Source organism: Pseudoalteromonas sp. MelDa3, from assembly GCF_002863625.1.
In the GTDB taxonomy this organism is placed as follows: domain Bacteria; phylum Pseudomonadota; class Gammaproteobacteria; order Enterobacterales; family Alteromonadaceae; genus Pseudoalteromonas; species Pseudoalteromonas arctica.
In genome coordinates, this window is the sequence record NZ_PJBR01000008.1 from 76,831 (window position 1) to 97,865 (window position 21,035).

The 21,035-nt window shown below is 39.1% G+C and carries 22 protein-coding genes and 1 tRNA gene; 16 read left to right on the forward strand and 7 right to left on the reverse strand.

From position 1 onward, the window contains the following. The first annotated feature begins 7 nt into the window (after window positions 1-7). From tgt to CXF89_RS02970, 5 genes are all read left to right on the forward strand, one after another. Complete coding sequence (gene tgt / locus CXF89_RS02950) at window positions 8-1,135, forward strand: tRNA guanosine(34) transglycosylase Tgt (protein WP_007586471.1); 1,128 nt, start codon at window positions 8-10, stop codon at window positions 1,133-1,135. A 25-nt stretch (window positions 1,136-1,160) separates the two neighbouring features. Beyond that, a complete protein-coding gene (gene yajC, locus CXF89_RS02955) occupies window positions 1,161-1,496 on the forward strand; it encodes a preprotein translocase subunit YajC (RefSeq protein ID WP_007586472.1) in 336 nt (111 codons plus the stop codon). Window positions 1,497-1,515: 19 nt separating this feature from the next. Further along, complete coding sequence (secD, locus tag CXF89_RS02960) at window positions 1,516-3,375, forward strand: protein translocase subunit SecD (protein WP_121953759.1); 1,860 nt, start codon at window positions 1,516-1,518, stop codon at window positions 3,373-3,375. A 9-nt stretch (window positions 3,376-3,384) separates the two neighbouring features. Next, window positions 3,385-4,332 (forward strand): protein translocase subunit SecF, encoded by a 948-nt coding sequence (gene secF / locus CXF89_RS02965; RefSeq protein WP_024590595.1) that lies wholly within the window; start codon window positions 3,385-3,387, stop codon window positions 4,330-4,332. A gap of 314 nt (window positions 4,333-4,646) precedes the next feature. Further along, window positions 4,647-5,456, forward strand: a complete 810-nt coding sequence (locus CXF89_RS02970; RefSeq protein WP_121953760.1) for a substrate-binding periplasmic protein — start codon at window positions 4,647-4,649, stop codon at window positions 5,454-5,456. A 53-nt stretch (window positions 5,457-5,509) separates the two neighbouring features. On the opposite strand, the gene suhB is transcribed toward CXF89_RS02970, so the two are convergent. Then, complete coding sequence (gene suhB, locus CXF89_RS02975; RefSeq protein WP_002957826.1) at window positions 5,510-6,313, reverse strand: inositol-1-monophosphatase; 804 nt, start codon at window positions 6,311-6,313, stop codon at window positions 5,510-5,512. Window positions 6,314-6,589: 276 nt separating this feature from the next. Between suhB and CXF89_RS02980 the strand changes: the two genes are divergently transcribed. Then, window positions 6,590-7,006 (forward strand): VOC family protein, encoded by a 417-nt coding sequence (locus CXF89_RS02980; RefSeq protein ID WP_121953761.1) that lies wholly within the window; start codon window positions 6,590-6,592, stop codon window positions 7,004-7,006. Between the two features lie 38 nt (window positions 7,007-7,044). Here the strand turns inward: CXF89_RS02980 and CXF89_RS02985 are convergent, their stop codons facing one another. Further along, window positions 7,045-7,707 (reverse strand): LiaF domain-containing protein, encoded by a 663-nt coding sequence (locus CXF89_RS02985; protein WP_076924056.1) that lies wholly within the window; start codon window positions 7,705-7,707, stop codon window positions 7,045-7,047. A 328-nt stretch (window positions 7,708-8,035) separates the two neighbouring features. Here CXF89_RS02985 and CXF89_RS02990 point away from each other — a divergent pair, with 328 nt between their 5' ends. The 4 genes from CXF89_RS02990 (at window position 8,036) to CXF89_RS03005 (ending at window position 10,043) form a co-directional block, all read left to right on the forward strand. Then, window positions 8,036-8,602, forward strand: a complete 567-nt coding sequence (locus CXF89_RS02990; RefSeq protein ID WP_121953762.1) for a BON domain-containing protein — start codon at window positions 8,036-8,038, stop codon at window positions 8,600-8,602. Window positions 8,603-8,674: 72 nt separating this feature from the next. Continuing rightward, on the forward strand, window positions 8,675-8,833 hold the full coding sequence (locus CXF89_RS02995) for a YqaE/Pmp3 family membrane protein (protein WP_121953763.1): 159 nt from the start codon (window positions 8,675-8,677) through the stop codon (window positions 8,831-8,833). A 379-nt stretch (window positions 8,834-9,212) separates the two neighbouring features. Then, a complete protein-coding gene (locus CXF89_RS03000; protein WP_101162741.1) occupies window positions 9,213-9,719 on the forward strand; it encodes a hypothetical protein in 507 nt (168 codons plus the stop codon). A 247-nt stretch (window positions 9,720-9,966) separates the two neighbouring features. Continuing rightward, a tRNA-Ile gene (locus CXF89_RS03005) sits at window positions 9,967-10,043 on the forward strand. A gap of 321 nt (window positions 10,044-10,364) precedes the next feature. Here CXF89_RS03005 and CXF89_RS03010 read toward each other — a convergent pair. Beyond that, complete coding sequence (locus CXF89_RS03010; RefSeq protein WP_002957818.1) at window positions 10,365-10,694, reverse strand: 5-carboxymethyl-2-hydroxymuconate Delta-isomerase; 330 nt, start codon at window positions 10,692-10,694, stop codon at window positions 10,365-10,367. Between the two features lie 207 nt (window positions 10,695-10,901). On the opposite strand from CXF89_RS03010, the gene CXF89_RS03015 reads away from it, so the two are divergent. From CXF89_RS03015 to CXF89_RS03040, 6 genes are all read left to right on the forward strand, one after another. Continuing rightward, window positions 10,902-11,387, forward strand: a complete 486-nt coding sequence (locus CXF89_RS03015; RefSeq protein ID WP_121953764.1) for a CreA family protein — start codon at window positions 10,902-10,904, stop codon at window positions 11,385-11,387. Between the two features lie 29 nt (window positions 11,388-11,416). Continuing rightward, entirely contained in the window at window positions 11,417-12,190 is a 774-nt protein-coding gene (locus CXF89_RS03020) for a hypothetical protein (RefSeq protein ID WP_121953765.1), read from the forward strand. Between the two features lie 11 nt (window positions 12,191-12,201). Next, window positions 12,202-12,840 (forward strand): LysE family translocator, encoded by a 639-nt coding sequence (locus CXF89_RS03025; RefSeq protein WP_121953766.1) that lies wholly within the window; start codon window positions 12,202-12,204, stop codon window positions 12,838-12,840. 26 nt (window positions 12,841-12,866) lie between these two features. Next, the gene (locus CXF89_RS03030; RefSeq protein ID WP_121953767.1) at window positions 12,867-13,370 is read left to right on the forward strand and encodes a gamma-glutamylcyclotransferase family protein; all 504 of its coding nucleotides are present in this window, start codon (window positions 12,867-12,869) and stop codon (window positions 13,368-13,370) included. Between the two features lie 7 nt (window positions 13,371-13,377). Then, complete coding sequence (locus tag CXF89_RS03035; RefSeq protein WP_121953768.1) at window positions 13,378-14,919, forward strand: serine hydrolase; 1,542 nt, start codon at window positions 13,378-13,380, stop codon at window positions 14,917-14,919. 103 nt (window positions 14,920-15,022) lie between these two features. Then, window positions 15,023-15,940 carry a histone deacetylase family protein gene (locus tag CXF89_RS03040; protein WP_024600162.1) on the forward strand — a complete coding sequence of 306 codons (918 nt, stop codon included), beginning with the start codon at window positions 15,023-15,025 and terminating at the stop codon, window positions 15,938-15,940. Window positions 15,941-15,953: 13 nt separating this feature from the next. On the opposite strand, the gene CXF89_RS03045 is transcribed toward CXF89_RS03040, so the two are convergent. The 4 genes from CXF89_RS03045 to purD all read right to left on the reverse strand — a co-directional run bounded on the left by CXF89_RS03045 (window position 15,954) and on the right by purD (window position 21,022). Continuing rightward, window positions 15,954-16,247, reverse strand: coding sequence for a hypothetical protein (locus CXF89_RS03045; protein WP_121953769.1), 294 nt, complete (start codon window positions 16,245-16,247; stop codon window positions 15,954-15,956). A gap of 6 nt (window positions 16,248-16,253) precedes the next feature. Next, entirely contained in the window at window positions 16,254-17,063 is an 810-nt protein-coding gene (locus CXF89_RS03050; protein ID WP_010553372.1) for a DUF2797 domain-containing protein, read from the reverse strand. Between the two features lie 22 nt (window positions 17,064-17,085). Continuing rightward, window positions 17,086-19,626 carry an EAL domain-containing protein gene (locus tag CXF89_RS03055; protein WP_121953770.1) on the reverse strand — a complete coding sequence of 847 codons (2,541 nt, stop codon included), beginning with the start codon at window positions 19,624-19,626 and terminating at the stop codon, window positions 17,086-17,088. 112 nt (window positions 19,627-19,738) lie between these two features. After that, window positions 19,739-21,022, reverse strand: a complete 1,284-nt coding sequence (purD, locus tag CXF89_RS03060) for a phosphoribosylamine--glycine ligase (RefSeq protein WP_121953771.1) — start codon at window positions 21,020-21,022, stop codon at window positions 19,739-19,741. Window positions 21,023-21,035: the final 13 nt, after the last annotated feature.

A 21,035-nucleotide genomic window follows, 5' to 3' on the forward strand; every position in this document is an offset into this window, starting at 1 on the left:
GGATGATATGAAATTTGAATTAGATTGTACTGACGGAAAAGCGCGCCGCGGCCGCTTAATTTTTGACCGTGGTGTAATAGAAACACCTGCATTTATGCCTGTTGGTACTTACGGTACTGTAAAAGGTATGACGCCAGATGAAGTAAAAGCCACTGGTGCGCAAATATGTTTAGGTAATACCTTTCATTTAATGCTTCGCCCAGGTACTGAAATCATTAAGCAACATGGTGATTTACACGACTTTATGAATTGGGATTTCCCAATTTTAACTGACTCAGGCGGTTTCCAAGTATTTAGCTTAGGCGCAATGCGTAAAATCACTGAAGAAGGCGTGTTATTTCAATCTCCAGTAAATGGTGATGAAATTATGATGTCGCCTGAAAAGTCGATGGAAGTACAGCGCGACTTAGGCTCAGACATCGTTATGATTTTTGACGAGTGTACGCCATACCCAGCAACTGAAAAAGAAGCTAAAGATTCTATGGAGTTATCTCTTCGTTGGGCTAAGCGTTCAAAAGAAGGGCATGGCGACAATCCATCTGCTTTGTTTGGTATTATTCAAGGTGGTATGTACCCAGAATTACGTGCACAATCGCAAGCAGGCTTAGAAGAAATTGGCTTTGATGGCTATGCATTAGGTGGTCTATCAGTAGGCGAGCCTAAAAACGAAATGATGAATATTCTTGATCATTGTGCGTTTAAAATGCCAGAAGACAAACCACGCTACCTTATGGGTGTAGGCAAGCCAGAGGATTTAGTTGAGTCTGTTCGCCGTGGTATTGATATGTTTGACTGTGTTATGCCAACACGTAATGCGCGTAACGGCCATTTATTCATTACCACAGGTGTAGTTAAAATACGTAACGCAGTACATAAAACAGACACAGGGCCACTTGATCCTGAGTGTGATTGCCATACGTGTGGAAACTATTCACGAGCTTATTTGCATCACCTTGATAAATGTAACGAAATTTTAGGTGCGCGACTAAACACAATTCATAACTTACGTTACTATCAACGTGTTATGGAAGGTTTACGTAATGCAATTAGCGAAGGTAAATTAGAAGAATTTGTACAAGATTTTTATGCTCGCCGAGGCCAAGACGTGCCAGAGCTAGTAGATATAAAAAATTAAACTTTAAAATTAAAGAGGAAGTATCATGAGTTTATTTATTTCAAATGCACACGCAGCAGCTGGTCAACCTGCGGCAAGCGGTGGTTGGGAAATGCTAATAATGTTAGCTATTTTCGGTTTGGTTTTTTACTTTTTAATCTACCGCCCGCAAGCTAAGCGCGTTAAAGAGCACAAAAGCTTAATGAGTATGATGGCTAAAGGCGATGAAGTACTTACCCAAGGCGGTTTAGTGGGTAAAATTGTGAAGATTTCTGAAGAGAAAGATTTCATCGTTATCTCTTTAAACGAGCAGGCAGAAGTAACAGTACAAAAATCTGCAGTATCTGCAGTATTGCCAAAAGGCACAATGAAGTCGCTATAAAAATAATAAGGACGACCCCGTGTTAAACAAGTTTCCAGTTTGGAAGTATTTACTTGTTTTAGCTGTGGTAGCCATTGGCCTTTTATATGCCTCTCCAAACTTGTATGGTCGTGATCCGGCTATACAAGTTTCAGGTGCTAAAGGCGCTGATGTCGATCTCAGTGTTGTAGACAAAGTAAACGCAATCCTTGAAAAAAATAATGTAACCGCTAAATCGACAATACTTGAAGATGGGCAAATTTTAGTTCGTTTAAAAAATGTTGAAGAACAGCTTAAAGCGCATGATGTGCTGCGCGACTCACTTAGCGACGATTACATTTCTGCTATTAATATGGCACCTGCTCAACCAGCTTGGTTAAAAGCGGTTGGTGGTAACCCTATGAAGCTAGGTCTTGATTTAAGTGGTGGCGTACATTTCACCATGGAAATCGACATGGCAACAGCGGTTGATAACCAGCTTGAGCAAATGGAACAAGATTTTCGTAGCGACCTGCGCGAAGAAAAACTACGTTACCGTAGTGTTCGCCGCGTAGCAGGCTCCGATCGTATGCGTGTAGAAATGCGTACCGAAGCAGATAAAGACGCAGCAGAGAGCTTCTTAGAAACTCGCTACCCGCTAAATGTCTACATTGATGACAGCAGTAACGATAAAGCATTTTTTGCGACAATGAGTGAGCAAAAACTCAAAGAAATTCGTGACTACGCTATCAAGCAAAATGAAACGATTATTCGTAACCGTATCAACCAAATTGGTGTTGCAGAACCTAACGTACAACGCCAAGGCGCTGAGCGTATTATTGTTCAACTACCAGGTATTCAAGACACAGCACGCGCTAAAGAAATTTTAGGCGCAACAGCAACACTTGAATTTCGCGAAGTAGACGAAAACGCTGATATCAGCGCTGCTGCTCAAGGTCGTATCCCAGCGGGTACTGAAATGATCATGAGCCGCGACGGTTACCCTGTTGTACTTAAAAAGCGTATTATTCTAGAAGGCAGTCATATTACTGGCGCGCAATCTGGCGCTGATGAATACCAACGCCCGCAAGTGAGTATTACGCTCGATAGCAAAGGTGGGGCAAAAATGAATGCCTTTACCAAACGTGCTATTGGTAAGCGTATGGCAACGGTATTTATTGAATATAAGCCATCAGGTAAAAAAGATGCAGACGGTAAAGCGCTTCCGCCTATTAAGGTTGAAGAAGTTATTAACGTAGCAACAATTCAAGCACGTCTTGATCGCTCGTTCCGTATTACAGGTATCGATAACCCAGCTGAAGCACATAACTTAAGTTTGCTACTTCGTGCAGGTGCGCTTGTAGCACCAATTCAAATTGTTGAAGAGCGCACTGTAGGTCCAAGTTTAGGTCAAGAAAATATTGAAGCGGGTATGACTGCGGTTGCACTTGGTTTTGCGTTTGTACTTGTGTTTATGCTTGTGTACTACAAAGGCTTTGGTATGGTTGCAAACCTTGCTCTTGCGGCTAACTTAGTACTGATTGTTGGTGTTATGTCTTTAATTCCAGGCGCGACACTTACGCTACCTGGTATTGCCGGTATTGTATTAACGGTAGGTATGGCGGTTGATGCTAACGTACTTATTTTTGAACGTATCCGTGAAGAGCTAGCCGATGGCCGAAGCCCTCAACAAGCAATTCATTTTGGCTACGATAGCGCATTTAGCACTATATTCGATGCCAACATCACCACGCTAATTGCTGCCATTATACTGTTTGCAGTAGGTACCGGCCCAATAGCGGGCTTTGCAGTAACACTTGCGATTGGTATTTTAACTTCAATGTTTACAGCCATCGTTGGTACCCGTGCGGTAATCAACTTATTTGTTGGTGGTAAACGTATTGATAAACTTTCGATTTAAGGAGCTGACATGCAAATTTTAAGTTTGGGTAGTAGAACCCTTCGTTTCATGTCTCTTCGAAAAGTGGCTATGGGTTTTTCGACGTTATTAATTTTAGCGTCGTTTGCATCAATTTTTGTTAAGGGCCTAAACTTTGGTTTAGATTTTACCGGCGGTACGGCGGTAGAAGTGGGTTTTTCACAACCGGCTGATCTTAAAAAAGTACGTGATGCACTAGCTGATAATGGTTTTGCTGATGCATCAGTGCAGCTATTTGGTTCAAGCCAAGAGATTTTAGTTCGCTTAGCACCACGCGGTAGCGATGTAAAAGCTGAAGTGATTGGTAACCAAGTAATTGATGCGCTTAAAAAAGCAGACGACAGCGTAGTAATGCGCCGTATTGAGTTTGTAGGCCCAAGCGTAGGTGAAGACTTAAAAGAGCAGGGTGGCCTTGCCATGTTAACTGCACTTATTTGTATCTTAATCTACGTTGCGTTTCGCTTTGAATGGCGCTTTGCTGTGGGTGCGGTAGGTGCACTACTACACGATGTTATTATTACTGTGGGTTTATTTTCGATATTAGGTTTAGAGTTTGATTTAACTATATTAGCGGCAATTCTTGCGGTGATAGGTTATTCACTTAACGATACAATTGTTGTATCTGACCGTATACGTGAAAACTTCCGCAAAGTGCGCATTGACGATACTGTAGAAATTATTGATATTTCACTTACGCAAACACTTAATCGTACACTTGTAACATCAATCACGACTATTTTAGTATTGATTGCTTTGTTTGCATGGGGCGGACAAACCATTCATGGCTTTGCAACTGCATTGCTATTTGGTGTGTTTATTGGTACTTATTCTTCGATTTATGTTGCGAGCTCTGTTGCTATAGCAATGGGCGTAAGCAAAGAAGACTTAATACCAGAAGTAATTGAAAAAGAAGGTGCAGACCTAGACGCAATGCCGTAATGGTTTTGTAACTACTTTAAAAAACCGCTCATTGAGCGGTTTTTTATTGCCTGTAATATATTTATGCTCACGATTGTTTTAGCTTTACTGTGCAAGTATGAATAAACAGTGCTAACTTTGTAGAGCACGCCATGAGTGTAACGTCGTACTATGTATTTAAAATAAGTATTAATAGCGCGGTTATTAATAAGTACAGTTACATAATATCGTCATCTTATATTTAGGCGCTGGAAGCTATTTAGCTTAAATAACGCGATAATTTAAACTATCAATAATAACTGTTAAAACTACCGATAATAACTAAGGTGATAATTATGTTGCCATTAAAGTATTTGATTAACGTAGTAAGTTTGTTTGTATGCAGCGCTTTAGCGAGTGAGGTAAATATCGTAAATGTAGCCCAGGAGCAGCGTGTGCAATATGCTCGTGACGACTACCTTAACGAGCTATTAGAAAAAGCATTGGTTAGCGCACAATACCCTGCAGAGATTAACCCCGTTTTAATTCATCCCCATCAACAACGTACTTTAATAGCACTAGATACAAAAAATTTAGATTTATACTGGAGTATGAGCAGTCCCGAAAGAGAGTCTTTAGCTATTGCGATTAAAATCCCATTATTTAAAGGCTACATAGGTAAAAGGGCACTATTAACAAGTAAGAACAGCATTGCTAGATTTAAAGGTATTACTAGCTTAGGGCAGTTAGGTAAGCTTTCTGCGGTGCAAGGTCATGATTGGCCAGATACAAAAATAATGGCATTTAATGGCTTGCATATAAGACCGTTTGCAAATTATCAGGCTATGTTTGCCTTAACAAGTGCAGGGCGTATTGATTACTTCCCACGTTCATTTATCGAGGTTAATTCAGAGCTTCTAGCTAATAAAGAAAGCAACCTAGTGATAGTACCTAACTTATATATAAGTTACCCAACAGGATTTTATTATTTTGTATCAAATAGTAAGCCAGAGCTTGCAGTGGCAATTGAAAAAGGGCTTAAAATAATGCAAAAAAATGGTGAGTTTGATACGTTGTTTGATGAATACTTTGCGAAGGATTTAAATACATTACCTTACGAAAAAGGTAAAACAGTAGAACTCAAGCTAGATAATCCTTATTTTTAGACACAAAAAAAGGAGCCTGAGCTCCTTTTTAGCATGCTATTAATAGCATCAAATTAGCGAAGTAACGACTCAGTTAATACTGGACGAATTTCACGAATAATTGCTTGAGTCAATTTTGGTGAACCACAGATAATATTGCCGCTGTGGTTATAGTTATTACCACCAGCGAAATCTACAACCATACCGCCCGCTTCTTTAACCATAAGTTCGCCTGCAGCAGAGTTCCAAGGTTTTAAACCAATTTCAAAAAATCCATCAACACGACCAGCTGCAACGTATGCCATATCTAAAGCAGAACAACCTGCGCGGCGAATGTCTGCAGTGTGTACAAACAATGCTTTAAACGCTTCAGTGTATGCGTCCATGTGGTTTTTGTTTTTGAAAGGGAAGCCAGTAGCAAGTACAGTGCCTGCAAGGACCGTCGTTTTGCTAACACGTAGACGTTTGCTGTTTAACTGAGTGCCTTGTCCGCGAGACGCAGTGAAAAGCTCGCCACGAATTGGATCATAAATAACAGCTTGGTCTAAACGACCTTTAACTTTAAGTGCGATAGAAACCGCGTAATGAGGGATACCTTTGATGAAGTTAGTTGTTCCATCGATAGGATCTACAATCCATTGGTAATCATCATCCTTGCCTTTATGCTCACCTAATTCCTCACCAACAATAGAGTGAGTAGGGTAAGACTGTAAAATAGTGTCACGAATTACGGCTTCGGCTTCTTTATCAATGTTAGTTACTAAGTCGTTAGCGCCTTTTTGTTGCACTTCAACTTTTGATAAATCTTCACTTGCGCGAAGTAAAATTTTGCCTGCGTTGCGCGCAGCGCGAACCGCAATGTTTAACATTGGATGCATGGTATTACCTTTGGGTTGTAAAAGAACGTTTATATATTTCAGCCGGCGTATTTTAGCGACTTTTGACATAAAGTAAACAATAAACCCCAAATACTTATGTTTGTTTTTTATGCAAGATTGAAATGTGTATATATTTTTAAAAAATAATAATGAGCAATTAATAAGTCATTATGTTCCTTTATGTGTTTATTAAATCGAATTAATTTTAAATAACGCTTTACCTAAAGTTAGCTTGAGGTTTTATCGTGCTCCTAACTTAATTGATAGGACAACATTATGCATTTAGAGCACGTAAACTTAGTCGCGAGTGATATAGATAGCATGCTTAAATTTTATCGCGCTGTATTTCCACATTGGTCGATTAGAAGTGAGGGCAGAGGCGATTGGCATGGAAAACCAAGACGCTGGGTACACTTTGGAGATGACACGCATTACATTGCGATAAGCGATCATGGTGAGGGTGAAAACAGAAACTTATCGGGTCATCAAGTTGGTTTTGCACACTTTGCTTATGTAACTAGTAACTTAAATGAAGTAGTAGCACGCTTAAATAAAACGGGTTTTGGGATAAGTAAGCAAGGTAGTGAGAACCCTTTTAGAAAGAATGTTTATTTTATTGACCCCGCAGGGTTTGAAGTAGAATTTGTAGAATATTTAAGTGATATCCCAAGTGAGCGAAATAACGATTTATAATAGGTTAAGCACCGCAAAGTGCGGTGCTTAACGAGGCTTTATGAACGATTATTTCCAGCGCCAAGTTGTGTTTTTAGCTCATTAGCAAAGCTCATAAATTTTTCTTTAATTGTGCGCTTTATTTTTACTTCGACTGAGCCCATTACTGCCTTTCCTTCAATATGAATAGTAGGACCTTGGCGTTTGTTAAGCGACACAGATTTATTTTCAAGGCTACTTAAAATACAAAACATTTTAGACACTACATTTACATGCTCTGGTACGTAAATCTCATCACTACCAAAAATACAGTTAACGTGAATAGTTACATTTTGATGCGCAAAAATGGCATCGGTAAAATCTAGCACCACCGATCCCATAAAGTTACTCAAATATATATTCTTTGGCACGACCCACTGACCGCTTCGCTCGTTAGAGCCTAAAATGCTGCGTAATGTAAAATCATCATCACTGTTTTGTTGTGCACTATAATGTGGTGTAAATTGCGATTGTTTTTCTGCTTTATATTGCTGATCAGTATTAAGTGTTAAATCTTCTACTAAGGCTAAAAGAGCTTCGTTATTAGGTGCATCCATCGCGTTATCTAAGCGTCTCTCAAATGCATCAACAGAAATAACCCCATGACTGTAATTATAAATTAATTGATCAATTACTTGTTCGCGTACTTGCTCTATTGGGCGGTCTTCGACTTTTACAGACATGGGGCATTCCTTATTATATTTACTATTAATACAGCTCTTGATGTTTATATGCAAAGCACGCACCAAATATAATAACCTTAATTATCAATGATTTAATTTTAAATGATGTTTTATGTTTTGTTATATTAACGATAGATTAACCAAAAATGCAATTATCTAGTTATTTTCACTATTTGAGAAAGTTTTACCGAGTAGCCTGTAAATAGTTACACAGCTATAGATAGTGCCTTATCCCAAAATTACATCAAGTTATTGAAATATATATATAAATAAAGTTGGCCTAAAGCTCGCATTAGTTAAAGTGTCTTTAATCAAAAGGAGAAAGATTATGAAAACATTTAACAAATCTATTATCGCAGCTCTAGTTCTTGGTACTACGGCTATGGGTGCCCAAGCAAACAGCTGGGAAAACGAAAGTAAAGATGCTTGGATTGATGGTAAGGCAGAAACAGTTCTACTTATGAACACTAATCTAAACAACTTTGACATTAACACTGATGTAAAAAATGGCAAGGTAGTACTTACAGGTAAAGTTAATAGCGAGCTTGATAAAGAGCTAGCAGAAGAACTTGTACTTAGCCTAGATGGCGTATCTGATGTTGAAAACAGCCTTACCGTTGTTAAAAGCATGGACACAAAAGATAGAAGCAAAGACATGATGGACGATGATGATAACGACTTAACGGACGCTAAAATCACCACTGTAATCACAACTCGCTTCCTGTTTGATTCAGAAGTTGGTGGTACAGACATCGATGTTGATACCGACAACGGTGTAGTAACTCTGAATGGCTCAGTAGAGTCTGAAGCTGAAAAGCAGCTAGCAGTTGAAATTGCTAAAAATGCTGAAGATGTTCGTGACGTAGTTGATAAACTATCTATTACTGCTGAATAACACAGTATAGTTAAGGCCCACTAACACTGGGCTTTACGCCTTTTTAATGCTTAATTTAAATGGAGTTTAATCATGGATATTATTCGTATAATACTTTCAGTTTTATTGCCGCCATTAGGTGTATTTTTGCAAGTTGGCTTAGGTATGCATTTTTGGTTAAATATTGTATTAACACTGTTAGGTTATTTCCCAGGGTTAATACATGCAATCTACATTATTGCGAAAAAATAATGACAGATTATATATTGTGTAAGCCGACTACTGAGGTTTAGCTAAATAAAAACTTCAGTACTGATCGGCTCACAATATCAGTTTTTAAAGTAAATATTTTTTATCAAAATCTAATTTTTAATTGACTCAAACTAAGTGATTTATTTCTTGTAACTCACTCCCAACATTCCCTCAGCCACACCTATCGTTTACTTCAATTAAGCTTTCTAACTAACAGCAGTGTTCTGATTCTGTATTGATGCCATTTAGGAAGTCTTTAACATTAGTTTGTTTATATATCTACAATACGCGATTAATTACTCTATTATTAAGTGGCAATATTACCATCACTTCTAGTGTTATCATTAAACCAAGTTTTTACGCATATTGAGGTAGCTAATTGAATATTCGACTTATACTGTCAGGCGTTGTGTCATTCGTTTTTTATTTTAGTTGGGCCTACTGGGCAAATAGTTCGGCAGATATTGCTAAATCTGTCACGTTTCAAGCTGCATTAGTACAAGGTTTGTATAGTGGATTTGTAACGCTGTTTTTTACTTTTATTTTAGAAAAGGTCGTCAACAAGTATAAGTCTAGTTATGTAACGCTTGCGTTTGTAACTCCAATTATTTGTATGTTTCATTCTAAAACACCACAAAACGTAGCAATACGACAAAGCTTCAATAATGCAATTAACTCTAGCGCCTCGTATTTAGGTAACAAAAAAATAGCAGGTGTACTTTTTGCACCTATTATTCCGATTACTGTTCAATCGAGCTTAGTGATTATGGTGAATGTAATTAATCAGACACCTAATTTGGCACTTACAGTAGCCCCAAGCATATTTTTTACAGCCTTGTATGCCTACACATATATGTTAGCTTTACTTAAAAAAGTAGAGCGTTAAATATAAAAGACTACATGTGGGGGGAAGGTTTTTATAATTTAATGCAGAAAATATCATGGGAAATATCTTACATTTTATGCTTATACCCACCTAAAAGATTACTATTTAAGCAGTTAGCTTACTGATTGTTAAAATAAAGGTGTTTGGTAGTGACAAGCACCTAAAAAGTTTTTATACTGCAACCCGCTTTAGTCGCTCTGTGACTGAACGCTTCAAAAATTAACTGCCTAGCAGTTATATAAAAGTTGGCCCCTTAGCTCAGTTGGTTAGAGCACACGACTCATAATCGTTAGGTCCCCAGTTCGAGTCTGGGAGGGGCCACCACTTTTACAAACTTTCCAAAAAAATACCTACTCAAATTATTTAATGCTACATGAATTTAATATCGTGTAATTTATTATTCTTTATTTACCCCTAATAATAAATATAATTTAAATAAAGTTAATCCATAGATTAAGCTAAGCTTTCTTAAATTTGAAAGAGTGCGAATGCACTATTAAATTCCAGCGTTAGATCGGACGCTATTCATGCTCTGTCTTGTAAATAATAATGAGCTGCATCTGATTTCAGAATACAAAAAAAGCCCCTATTGGGGCTTTTTACTTGCTAGTGTTTACTTCTATTGCTCAAAACTACAAGAGTTAACTAATTTTTACGGTATATCTCATGCTCAATATCGTAAATATTTACGCTTAGGCTGTCTGATGCTCTGCAGTATGTTTTTAAGCATGAAAGTAGCAGTTCGCTTAACATTTGTTTTTGCTCAATTGAGCGCCCAGCCAATATATGTACCGCGATATGTATAAACCCTGATTTTCCTGCGCCAAGTTGATATTGCTGATAAGCAATAGCGCGTGTTTTGATGGTTTCTAATTCAAATAAGTTACTTTCGAAAGCGGTAGTGTGAATTTTTTCTACGAGAACTTGTGGTAATACAGGGAGGTCTTCTGAGTGTTCAATAATAATGTGCGGCATTTAGGCGTTTCCTATTATGAGTTACTGCATGAGCGAGAGTTAATTGTATCAAATACAACAGGGTTCGCTAAACCCTGAGCTATCTAAAATCTTTACTTTAAACTAATTTAGTCGTATTTATTTTTGATGTTAGTATAAAAACATACAGGTGAACCTTCGCTTAGTAACGTAGGTGCTAAATTACTTATATATTAATTAAGGATAAGTATGAAATTACCACAAAAATTTAAACGTTTAGTTTTACTTGCAGGTGCTGTTGTTACATTAAGTGCTTGCTCTGATGATGTTGCGTCGGTAAGCCTTGGGTTATTTACAACTAAAGATGTTGTAGTTAATTCGCAGCAAGATCCCATTGTTGAGGGCGTTACTTGTCATATTAGTCATATAGAGGCTAATTTGGATTTTTCTGATCCCTCTGATATGTCTATAGCGTGTCGTCAAACGGGGCCTATTACAGCGCAGCAGCTACAAAAAATAGACCGCAGTAAATCAGGTGAAGTGATATTCAAATCATCTAAAAGTATATTATTTAAATCACTAAAAGTGCGCCGTATTTACGATGCTGAGAATCGTACTTTATTGTACTTATCGTACTCAACTAAAGAATCCAGTGGTAGCCACCACCATGCGCTATCAACAGTGCCGCTATACAATACTCAAGCGTGGGATTGGGCGCTTACACAGAAAGACTAAACTAGCACTAAAACTTATAAGAGCACCTTATGTTAGCTTTATTTAAATCGGCACCTTTATTGGAAGATCAAGAGCAGCAATGGCTTATTGATACATTTATTTGGGCTGTAGAAAATTTTGATGCTGAGTTTTTTACAAAGCAAACACAAATAATACTGCCAACGGCCACTTTTTTCCCTGATTCGGTATCGAGCATTGAGGAAATGGCGAGTAATGTTTTTACCCGCGTTACTAATTACGCGGGTATGAATGCATGGCCTATTCAATTAGTTGCACCTCAGCAGTTACAACCACAAGTTTTTCCGCACTTTGAATTTAGTGATGAAATACGTGGCGAAGGCAGTCATTTAATTGTGCCGCCAAGCCATAAGGTCAGTATCTCTTTTAATCCTAATCAGATTAATCAGCCACAAGATTTAGTGGCAAGTTATGCGGGTACATTGGCCACCATACTTATTCATCACGTTGGGGTGCTACCGCCAGGTGGTAGGGAGTATTTACCACAAGCTGCAGATGCACTTGCCTGTTTTTTAGGGTTTGGTGTGATGATGAGCAACACGGTGTATCAGTTTAAAGGCGGTTGTGGCTCTTGTTATAATCCATACGCTAACCGTGAAGCTAAGTTAAGTGAAACACATACGGTATTTATGCATGCTCTGATTAGTTACTTTAAAAACGATAAAGTGTCTAAAAAACACTTAAAGCCGCATTTACGTGGTCAGTTTAAAAAAGCACAAAAAGAAATTAAAGCATTGGTAAATAACTCGGCTAACCCGCTGTTATTAGCTTATTCGCCAAACTAGCAAGGACCTGCGTGGAATACTTAGATGAATTTTTACTGATTGTTATTGCTCATTTTTTTGCAGTAGCAAGCCCCGGGCCTGACTTTGCCGTAGTACTTAAGCAAAGCGTGCAGCAAGGTAGGCGCAATGCATTGTGGACAAGCGCCGGTGTTGGCGCTGCTATTTTACTGCACGTTGCCTATTGCGTTTTAGGTGTTGCGCTTATTTTAACGCAATCGCCTAGTTTATTTATGGCGCTTAAGTATCTTGCCGGTGCATATTTAGCTTATTTAGGCGTACAAGCACTCAGAGCTGCAAAACCTCCAGCAAGTAATGAAGGCGAGGCTGCAAAAGATGTTGAAAACAAAACCGTCCAAGAAGAACCTGTTTGGCTTGCTTTTAGGCGCGGCTTTTTCACAAATGCATTAAACCCAAAAGCCACGTTATTTTTTATGTCGTTATTTACACTCGTGATTAGCCCAACCACACCTATTAGTATACAGGTCGGCTATGGCGTATACATGGCATTGGCTACGTGGGCGTGGTTTTCAATGCTTTCAATGATACTTTCTAGAAATAATGTAAGGGGTTTTTTCCAACAACGCGGTTATTGGTTTGACCGTGGAATTGGCGTTATTTTAATTGCCCTTGCAGTACGTGTTGTTATTTAACTTATTTAAAAAGTGTAGGAGATAAAATGCCGTTATATAATTTTTCGTTTGGCTCTAATATGTCATCTAATCGTTTGCTAGCGCGCTTACCGAATGTAAAGCGTGTAGGAACAGCGGTACTTAAAGGTTATGAGCTAACTTTTGATATGCTATTTAAAGATGGCTCAGGCAAGTGCAGTATTTGCCCAAGCGATAAAGAAGACGCGCTGGTTTACGGCGTTATTTATGAGCTTAATGAAGATGAAAAAGTTATTTTAGATAGTATTGAGGGCGTAGGTTACGACTGCGTAGATATAGCCCCAACGCTTTTAACGGGTGAGACTGTAACTGCACATTGTTATATAGCTAATACCCACGACAGCGACGTACTACCATACGATTGGTACATAAAACACGTTCATCGCGGATCACTTGAAGCGGGCGTACCAAAAGAATACAGTGATGCGATATTAAATCGCGCACAAAAAAGCGATACCAATCAAGAACGCGCAGCAATTGAATTTGCAGTTCATCAAAAAATAATAAAATAGGATTGATATGAAATTAACCAAACTTGCCGCAATTGCACTATTAGCGGGCACTACGTTTAGTAGCTGGGCACAAGTTGATACCAACAAAATTGACGATGTTATTAAAGCCTCAATGGCACGTTTTGACGTACCCGGTATGGCAGTCGCCATTGTTGAAAACGATAAAGTGATATTTGCTAAAGGCTTTGGTGTAACTAATCTCGATACCAACAAAAAAGTAAACAAAGACACTTTATTTGGTATTGCTTCAAACACCAAAGCATTCACTACTGCGGCACTGGCAAAGTTGGTTGATGAAGGTAAATTAAGCTGGGATGACCGCGTAATTGATCATTTACCAGAATTTAGATTATACGACTCATACGTAACACGCGAAATGCGTATTCGTGATTTATTAAGCCATCGCAGTGGGCTGGGACTTGGGCAAGGCGATTTAATGATTTGGCCAAGTACCGACAAGTCAGTTGATGAAATTTTAGCGGGATTACAGTATTTAAAACCAGCGAGCAGTTTTCGTAGTAAGTATGCTTATAACAACTTAATGTTTGTTACCGCTGGCGAAGTAGTTGCGCGTGTATCGGGTATGAGTTGGAATGATTATATCGAAAAAAACATATTGCAGCCGCTACACATGGACAACTCGCGCGCGGGATTTTCGCGTATTCCAGAAAGTAATAAAAACTGGGCAACCGGTCATATTCCTATGGATGGCACGCTTCATCCATTTTTTGTGAACTACCTAGAAGATTTTAGAGGTGCAGGTGCAATTGCTTCAAGTGTAAGCGACATGAGCCAGTGGCTTCGTACACAATTAGCAGGCGGTAAAATGCCAAACGGCAAGCAGCTATTTAGCGAAAAGCAACAAGCGCAAATGTGGCACCCACATATTACGTCTATGGCGTCTAAAAGCGCGTTTGAATCGTATCATCAGCAGTTTAGAGGTTATGGGTTAGGTTGGAGCATTGAAGACTATCACGGCTTTAAAAAGCTAGGTCACGGTGGTGGTATTTTAGGGATGGTATCGCAAGTTACTTTATTGCCTGAGAAAAAACTCGGTATTGTTATTTTATCTAATCAACAAGCTTTTGGTGCGCTTTCGGCGGTAACCCATGAAGTACTTGAAGATGCGCTTGAGCTTGAAGATAAAGACTGGGTAGAAGATTTAGCTAAAAGTCATTTTGAAGGTAAACAACACGCGTACGCTAATGCAAAACCAGAAGCTCCGGCTGACTACCAACCGCAATTACCAAACATTAATTACACCGGTACATTACATGATGATTGGTATGGCGATGTGATTATTGAGCAGCTTGATAGTAAATTGCATATTGATTTTACGCATACCAAGCGCTTAAAAGGCACACTTGAGCATTACACCGGTAATACATTTATAGTTAAGTGGGATGAAAAACTGCTTGAAGCGGATGCGTTTATTCGTTTTGAAATGAGCTCACAAAACCGTGTAAATAGCGCTAAAATGCGTGCAGTATCAACAGCGGTTACCGACTTTAGCTTTGATTTTAGAAACCTGCATTTAAAGGCAAAGTAGCTAATAGCTTTGATATTTAAAATGTTGATATAAACCAAAGTCGCAAAGCCACCTGTCGGTGGCTTTGTTATATTAAGTTTTTACACCTTGTAAGGGACTTTTTATGCGTACCGCTGTTATTTCTCATCCTCATTGCCGTAAGCATAAAATGATAGACGACCATCCTGAGTGTCCTGAGCGCTTAGATGCAATTACCGACAGATTATTAGCCAGCGGTGTAGATGTTGGCTTAACCCACCTTCAAGCCCCTAAAGCCGAGCGTGAGCATTATTTACTTGCTCACGATGAATCTTTAGTTAAACACGTAGAAGCCACGATACCAACCGAAGGGCTTGCTAATTTAGATGGCGATACTTGGCTATGCCCAGATTCGTTTAAAGCGATTGAGCGTGCAGTAGGTGCGGGGGTTTTAGCTGTTGATGAAATACTTGCTGATAAACTCGATGCCGCTTTTTGTTCTGTGCGCCCGCCAGGGCATCATGCTAATAAAGATTCGTCATCCGGATTTTGTGTATTTAATAACTTAGCCATTGCTGTTAAGTACGCCCAAAGCAAAGGGGTTAAACGGATTGCGATTGCTGACTTTGATGTACACCACGGTAATGGCACACAAGACATTTTTATTGATGACGAAAACGTACTGCTTTGTTCGTTATTTCAGTATCCGTTTTATCCTAATACAGCGGTTAAAAATAATAGTCATATTGTTAATTCACCTCTGCCAATTGCTAGTAATGGCGACGACCTAAAAGAGGTGTTTACTGGGCAATGGTTACCAAAATTGAAAGCGTTTAAGCCTGAATTACTTTTTATAAGCGCAGGGTTTGATGCTCACCTAGAAGATGATATGGCAAGCTTAAAGTTTGTTGAGGATGACTACATTTGGCTTACCGAGCAACTATGTGGTGTTGCTAAAGAGGGCGGTTGCAAAGGGGTTATTTCGTATTTAGAGGGTGGCTATGCGCTATCAGCTTTAGGTCGCAGTGCTGTAGCGCATATAAAAGTACTTACTGAACTTTAAATAAAAAGGGAGTTTATAACCCTAGTAAATCAAACGCCTGCGCTGCACTTAGGGTTTTGATTTTACCAAGGCAGCATTGCCCTTCATTTAATAAGTAAGCTGTAACAAGCTGTGCTAGCTGCTCGCCATTCAATTTAGGGCAAGCAGTGCCTTGTAAATTAAGGAAGTCACCTTGCTTATTAAGTACTCGCACATCGCTTAGCTCACTTTGCATAACGCTGTGTAAGCATTCTTGTTGCTCTTGTTGGTTATGGGCTATCTCAAGCTCATTATAAATAACCAATAACTGTGGGTAGCTGTTTAACATAGCCCGTTAGCCTACGGTTACTTCATAAGACGTAAATTTACGAATATTAATAACGCCTTTTTCAAAAATTAAGTATTGGCCTTTAATACCTTGTAAAACACCACTTACAACAGGGTCTTTATCAAAGTTAAATGAGCTGATTTTTGTTGGGTATTCGGTTACTGGAAAGTTTAAATCAACCACATCTTCATCAAGTTGTTCTATTGCTGTTGCGCCAAATAATTCACTGAGCTCGTTTAGCTTTTCACTAATTTGTGGGATCAGCTCGGCTGCAGCTGCTTTTAAGTCAATTGCTTCGTTTTGACCTTTTAGCATATTGCGCCAATTCGTTTTATCGGCAATAAATTCAGCCAATGCAACTTCCACTAAACCTGATTGCAGGCGAGTTTGCACTTTAAAAATAGGTAATGCCTGAGTCGCGCCTTGATCAACCCAACGAGTCGGTATTTGTGTGTGGCGGGTAATACCTACTTTTAACCCAGAGGTGTTAGCGAGATATACATAGTGCGGAATCATGCAGTTTTCTTCACCCCACTGTGGCTCTCGGCACGTGCCTTGGTCGTAGTGGCAGGTTTCTGGTTTCATAATACACATATCGCAACTAGCGAGCTTGCGCATGCATACAAAACAGTGACCTTGAGAATAGCTTTTTTTGGTTTTTTTACCGCAGTTAGAACATAAAATAGTGCCACTAAAGGTAAGCGTAAGCTCCTTACCTATAAATGCATTTAAGTCTACTAGGTGTTCACCTACAGGTAAGTGATATTGTACTGGTTCGGTTAAGCTCGATTTTAATTTACGCAGTGTGCCTTGCATCTTTACTTGGCCCCTAAAGATGTTAAAAAGAGGAGTCTAACATTTTTAAGCTATATTGGCTTTTTAAGAAGTGTAAATAGTCGGTGTAAGGCAGTGCTTTTGCGTATAAATAACCTTGGGCGTAGTCAGCGTTCATATCTTTGAGTAAGTGATGGATTTCTTGGGTTTCTACCCCCTCAATTGTTATTGATAAATTGAGGTTATGCGCCATATCAATGGCTGTTTGTACAATAACCTGGTGAGTAGGGTTATTAGGTAAATCAAAAACAAATGACTTATCTATTTTAAGTTCACTAAAGTGATAATTGACTAAGTAGCTAAGTGATGCATAGCCTGTCCCAAAGTCATCCAGTACTACTTTAATACCTAATGCGGTTAGCTCATCAACTAACTTTATAAGTGCATCCTGGCTATCTACGAAGGCCGATTCGGTTAGTTCAAATTTAAGTAACTGTGCCGGCACTTGGTATTTAATTAAAATATTTTCTACTTTTTCGGCTAAGTTATTTATAGTTAAGTTTTTAGCGCTTAAATTTACGCTAATTGTGTGCTCGTTATAGCCATTTTTTGTTAGCTTGACTATGTCTTTACAGGCTTGCTCTATTACCCACAGTGTTAGCTCGTTAATAATGCCTGTGTGCTCAGCAAGTATTATTAGTTCTTCAATTGATAAGTTGCTGTAAGTTGGGTCGGGCCAACGTAATAAAGCTTCAGCACCACTTACGTGGTTACTTAATAAGTTTATTTGAGGTTGGTAATAAAGTGCCAGTTGATTTGTTTTGATGGCTTGTTGCAGCTTAGCGGCTAGAGCAACGTCCATCATTAGATTATTACCATTTGACGATGACCCAACTTGATTAACGCTACCTTTTGCTTTTTTAAGCGCTAAATAACCACGCTTTAACCAATATTCAAAGTCGTTACTCTTACCTGCACTACTAATACCTATACTGTAACTAAGCTGCAGGTTTAGCCCTTTAATTTCATATTGTTTTGGTAGGCTGCTAATTATTTTAGTCAGTAGTGCTTCTAGCATTTCTTGGTTTTGTGTTTTAGTAGAAATACAGGCAAATACGCCACTGCTTAAATCGGCTAAGCGTGGGCTGGTGTTTAAATCTGTTTCGAGGTTTGTAAATTCGCGTTCATGGCTGAGTTCTAATTCAAGCTCTTTGGCTACATGCTTTATAAGTGTGTAGCCCTGAGAAGAGGTAATAATAGTATTGAGCGAATTAAAGTGACGTATTTTTATTAAACATAAAGTTGTTGAGCGGTTTTGGCTTTGTAGCGCCATAAATGCTTGTTTTAGCTTGGAGCTATTAAGTAACTTTGTTTGTTGTGTGTGCGTGGCATGGTAAAGCGCACGTTCGCGCTGATACCTTACTCGGTCTGCTAACGCCATTGCCATTAAAATAACTTCGCACAAAATAGCGACTAAAAAGGCATGGCGGGTTGTAAAGGTATACGGTAAAACACCAGTGAGTTCCATGGGCTGAATTGCAGCACCAAATATTAGTGGTATCCATGAAAAAACATAAAACTTAGCCCACCTAAAACCACTACGTAACTTGTTATATATTAAAATAATACAGGTAATATAAAGCAGTACCATCACACCAAAAAATATAGGAGCCGCTATATTCTCGGGAATAAACAAGCTACATACAGCAAGAACAAACATAAGCCAAAGTAGGGTGATGCTCATTTTGTAGCGCCAGCATTTATCCTTATGGTAGCGCAAAAACATGGTGCAAAAAGCAAGGGTGAAAAAAGCGACCCCATAATTACTAAACACGACTTGTTCGTTAATAAGGAGCTGCCAGTGATTAGGCCATATATAAAAACCAAAACCTAATACAGCCCCCATTAACGTAATAGCGCTGACGATGTAGCCAATATAAATTAAATAAACACGGTCTTTTATGCCAAAATAAAGCACCAAGTTATAAAGCGCAGCCATCAATAGCACGCCTACAAAAATGCCCCAGATCCCAGTTTGAGAGCGCACTAAGTCAATAAACTCTTTATCACGATATAAGTTTACAGGTGTTTTACTTATGCCGATTGTGTCTATTTTCATTACTAGGCGCTGTGACGATTTTCTTTCTACTAAAAAACGAATATGCGGTACGCTGTACTCAAACAAAGAGAGGGCTTCTTCTTTATCACCGAGTTTGTATGTTTCAATTAGTTTGTTATTTTTGTCGAGGCGATAAACCGTAAGATGATCGACCATAGGGTTGTCAAAATGTGCCACAACATTTTGCTTGTTAAGGCTTTTATTTTCTAAATCAAGAAACAACCAATAGTTTTGCTGGCTAAAACTCCATGGAACATCTGAAAATGGTTGATGAGTAAGTAATTCAGGTTGGTTAATGATGGTATCGAATGTTTTAGTTTTGGTTTCGTCAATATAGTAGGCGTAATCGAGGTACATTGGAGCCGTTTTATCAATTGTATATCGTGTAGGCACGACAAGGTTTGATGCCAATGTACTGATTATAAAAAATATAAATATCAGTATGGCAACAGCAATTGCATGGTAACGTAAAGTTCTTAGTTCCAACGTTAATTTACTTTTAAAAAACCTTTTAATTAGTGTAGCACTAAAAAAGCGCAGATAAACTGCGCTTTTGTAGTTAAATTAACTGGTTATACCAATGAATAGGTATTACAGGCTATTGCTCGCGTGCAATAGCACGGTAAGCTATATCAGTACGATATTCCATACCATCCCAGCTAATTTGTTTAACAAGCTCATAGGCGCGCTGCTGCGCTTGCGTAACGGTGTTACCAAGTGCTGTTGCGCATAATACGCGACCGCCTGCGGTTACAACGTCATTGCCACTTTTCTTAGTACCCGCATGAAACACTTTTTCACCCGCAGGGTAATCAACTTTTAGCCCCGAAATTGCATCACCTTTAGGGTAATCACCAGGGTAACCTTTAGCTGCAAGTACAACACCAACGGCTGCGCGTGGGTCAAACTTAATCGTTGTTTTATCAAGTTCTACACGGTTAGCAGCTTCAATCAATTCAACTAAGTCTGATTGTAAACGTAGCATCATTGGTTGAGTTTCAGGGTCGCCAAATCGGCAGTTGTACTCAATTACTTTAGGGGTACCTGTTTCGTCAATCATCAAACCTGCGTATAAAAAGCCGGTGTACGGATGGCCTTCGCTTGCCATGCCTTCTACCGTAGGGTAGATCACTTCGTTCATAATACGCTGGTGGATTTCATCCGTAACAACTGGCGCAGGTGAGTATGCACCCATGCCACCCGTGTTAGGACCGGCATCGCCATTGTAAGCGCGTTTATGGTCCTGACTGGTAGCAAATGGTAATACGTTTTTGCCATCAACCATTACAATGAAAGACGCTTCTTCACCGTCTAAAAACTCTTCGATAACAACACGACTTCCCGCATCGCCAAAAGCATTACCCGCAAGCATATCGCGAATAGCTGCTTCGGCATCGGCTTGCGTCATGGCTACAATTACGCCTTTACCTGCAGCTAAACCATCTGCTTTTACAACAATTGGCGCGCCTTTTTCTTTTAAATAAGCTAGGGCTGGGTCAATTTGTTCAAACGTTTGATAATCGCCTGATGGAATATTGTGGCGTGCTAAAAAATCTTTAGTAAACGATTTAGAGCCTTCAAGCTGGGCTGCGCCTGCCGTTGGGCCAAAAATAGCCATGTTATGTTCACGAAACTTATCAACAACACCCAGTACTAACGGTATTTCTGGACCTACAATAGTAAGCTCTACCTTGTTTTGCTGTGCAAAACTAAGTAAACCATCTAAGTCGTCAACGTTTATTGCTACGTTTTCAAGTTTTGGTTCAAGTGCAGTACCTGCATTACCAGGGGCTACAAATACAGTATTTACTTTGGTGTTTTGAGCGGCTTTAAACGCAAGTGCGTGTTCGCGGCCGCCGCTGCCAATGACTAAAACATTCATGGCGAAAATTCCT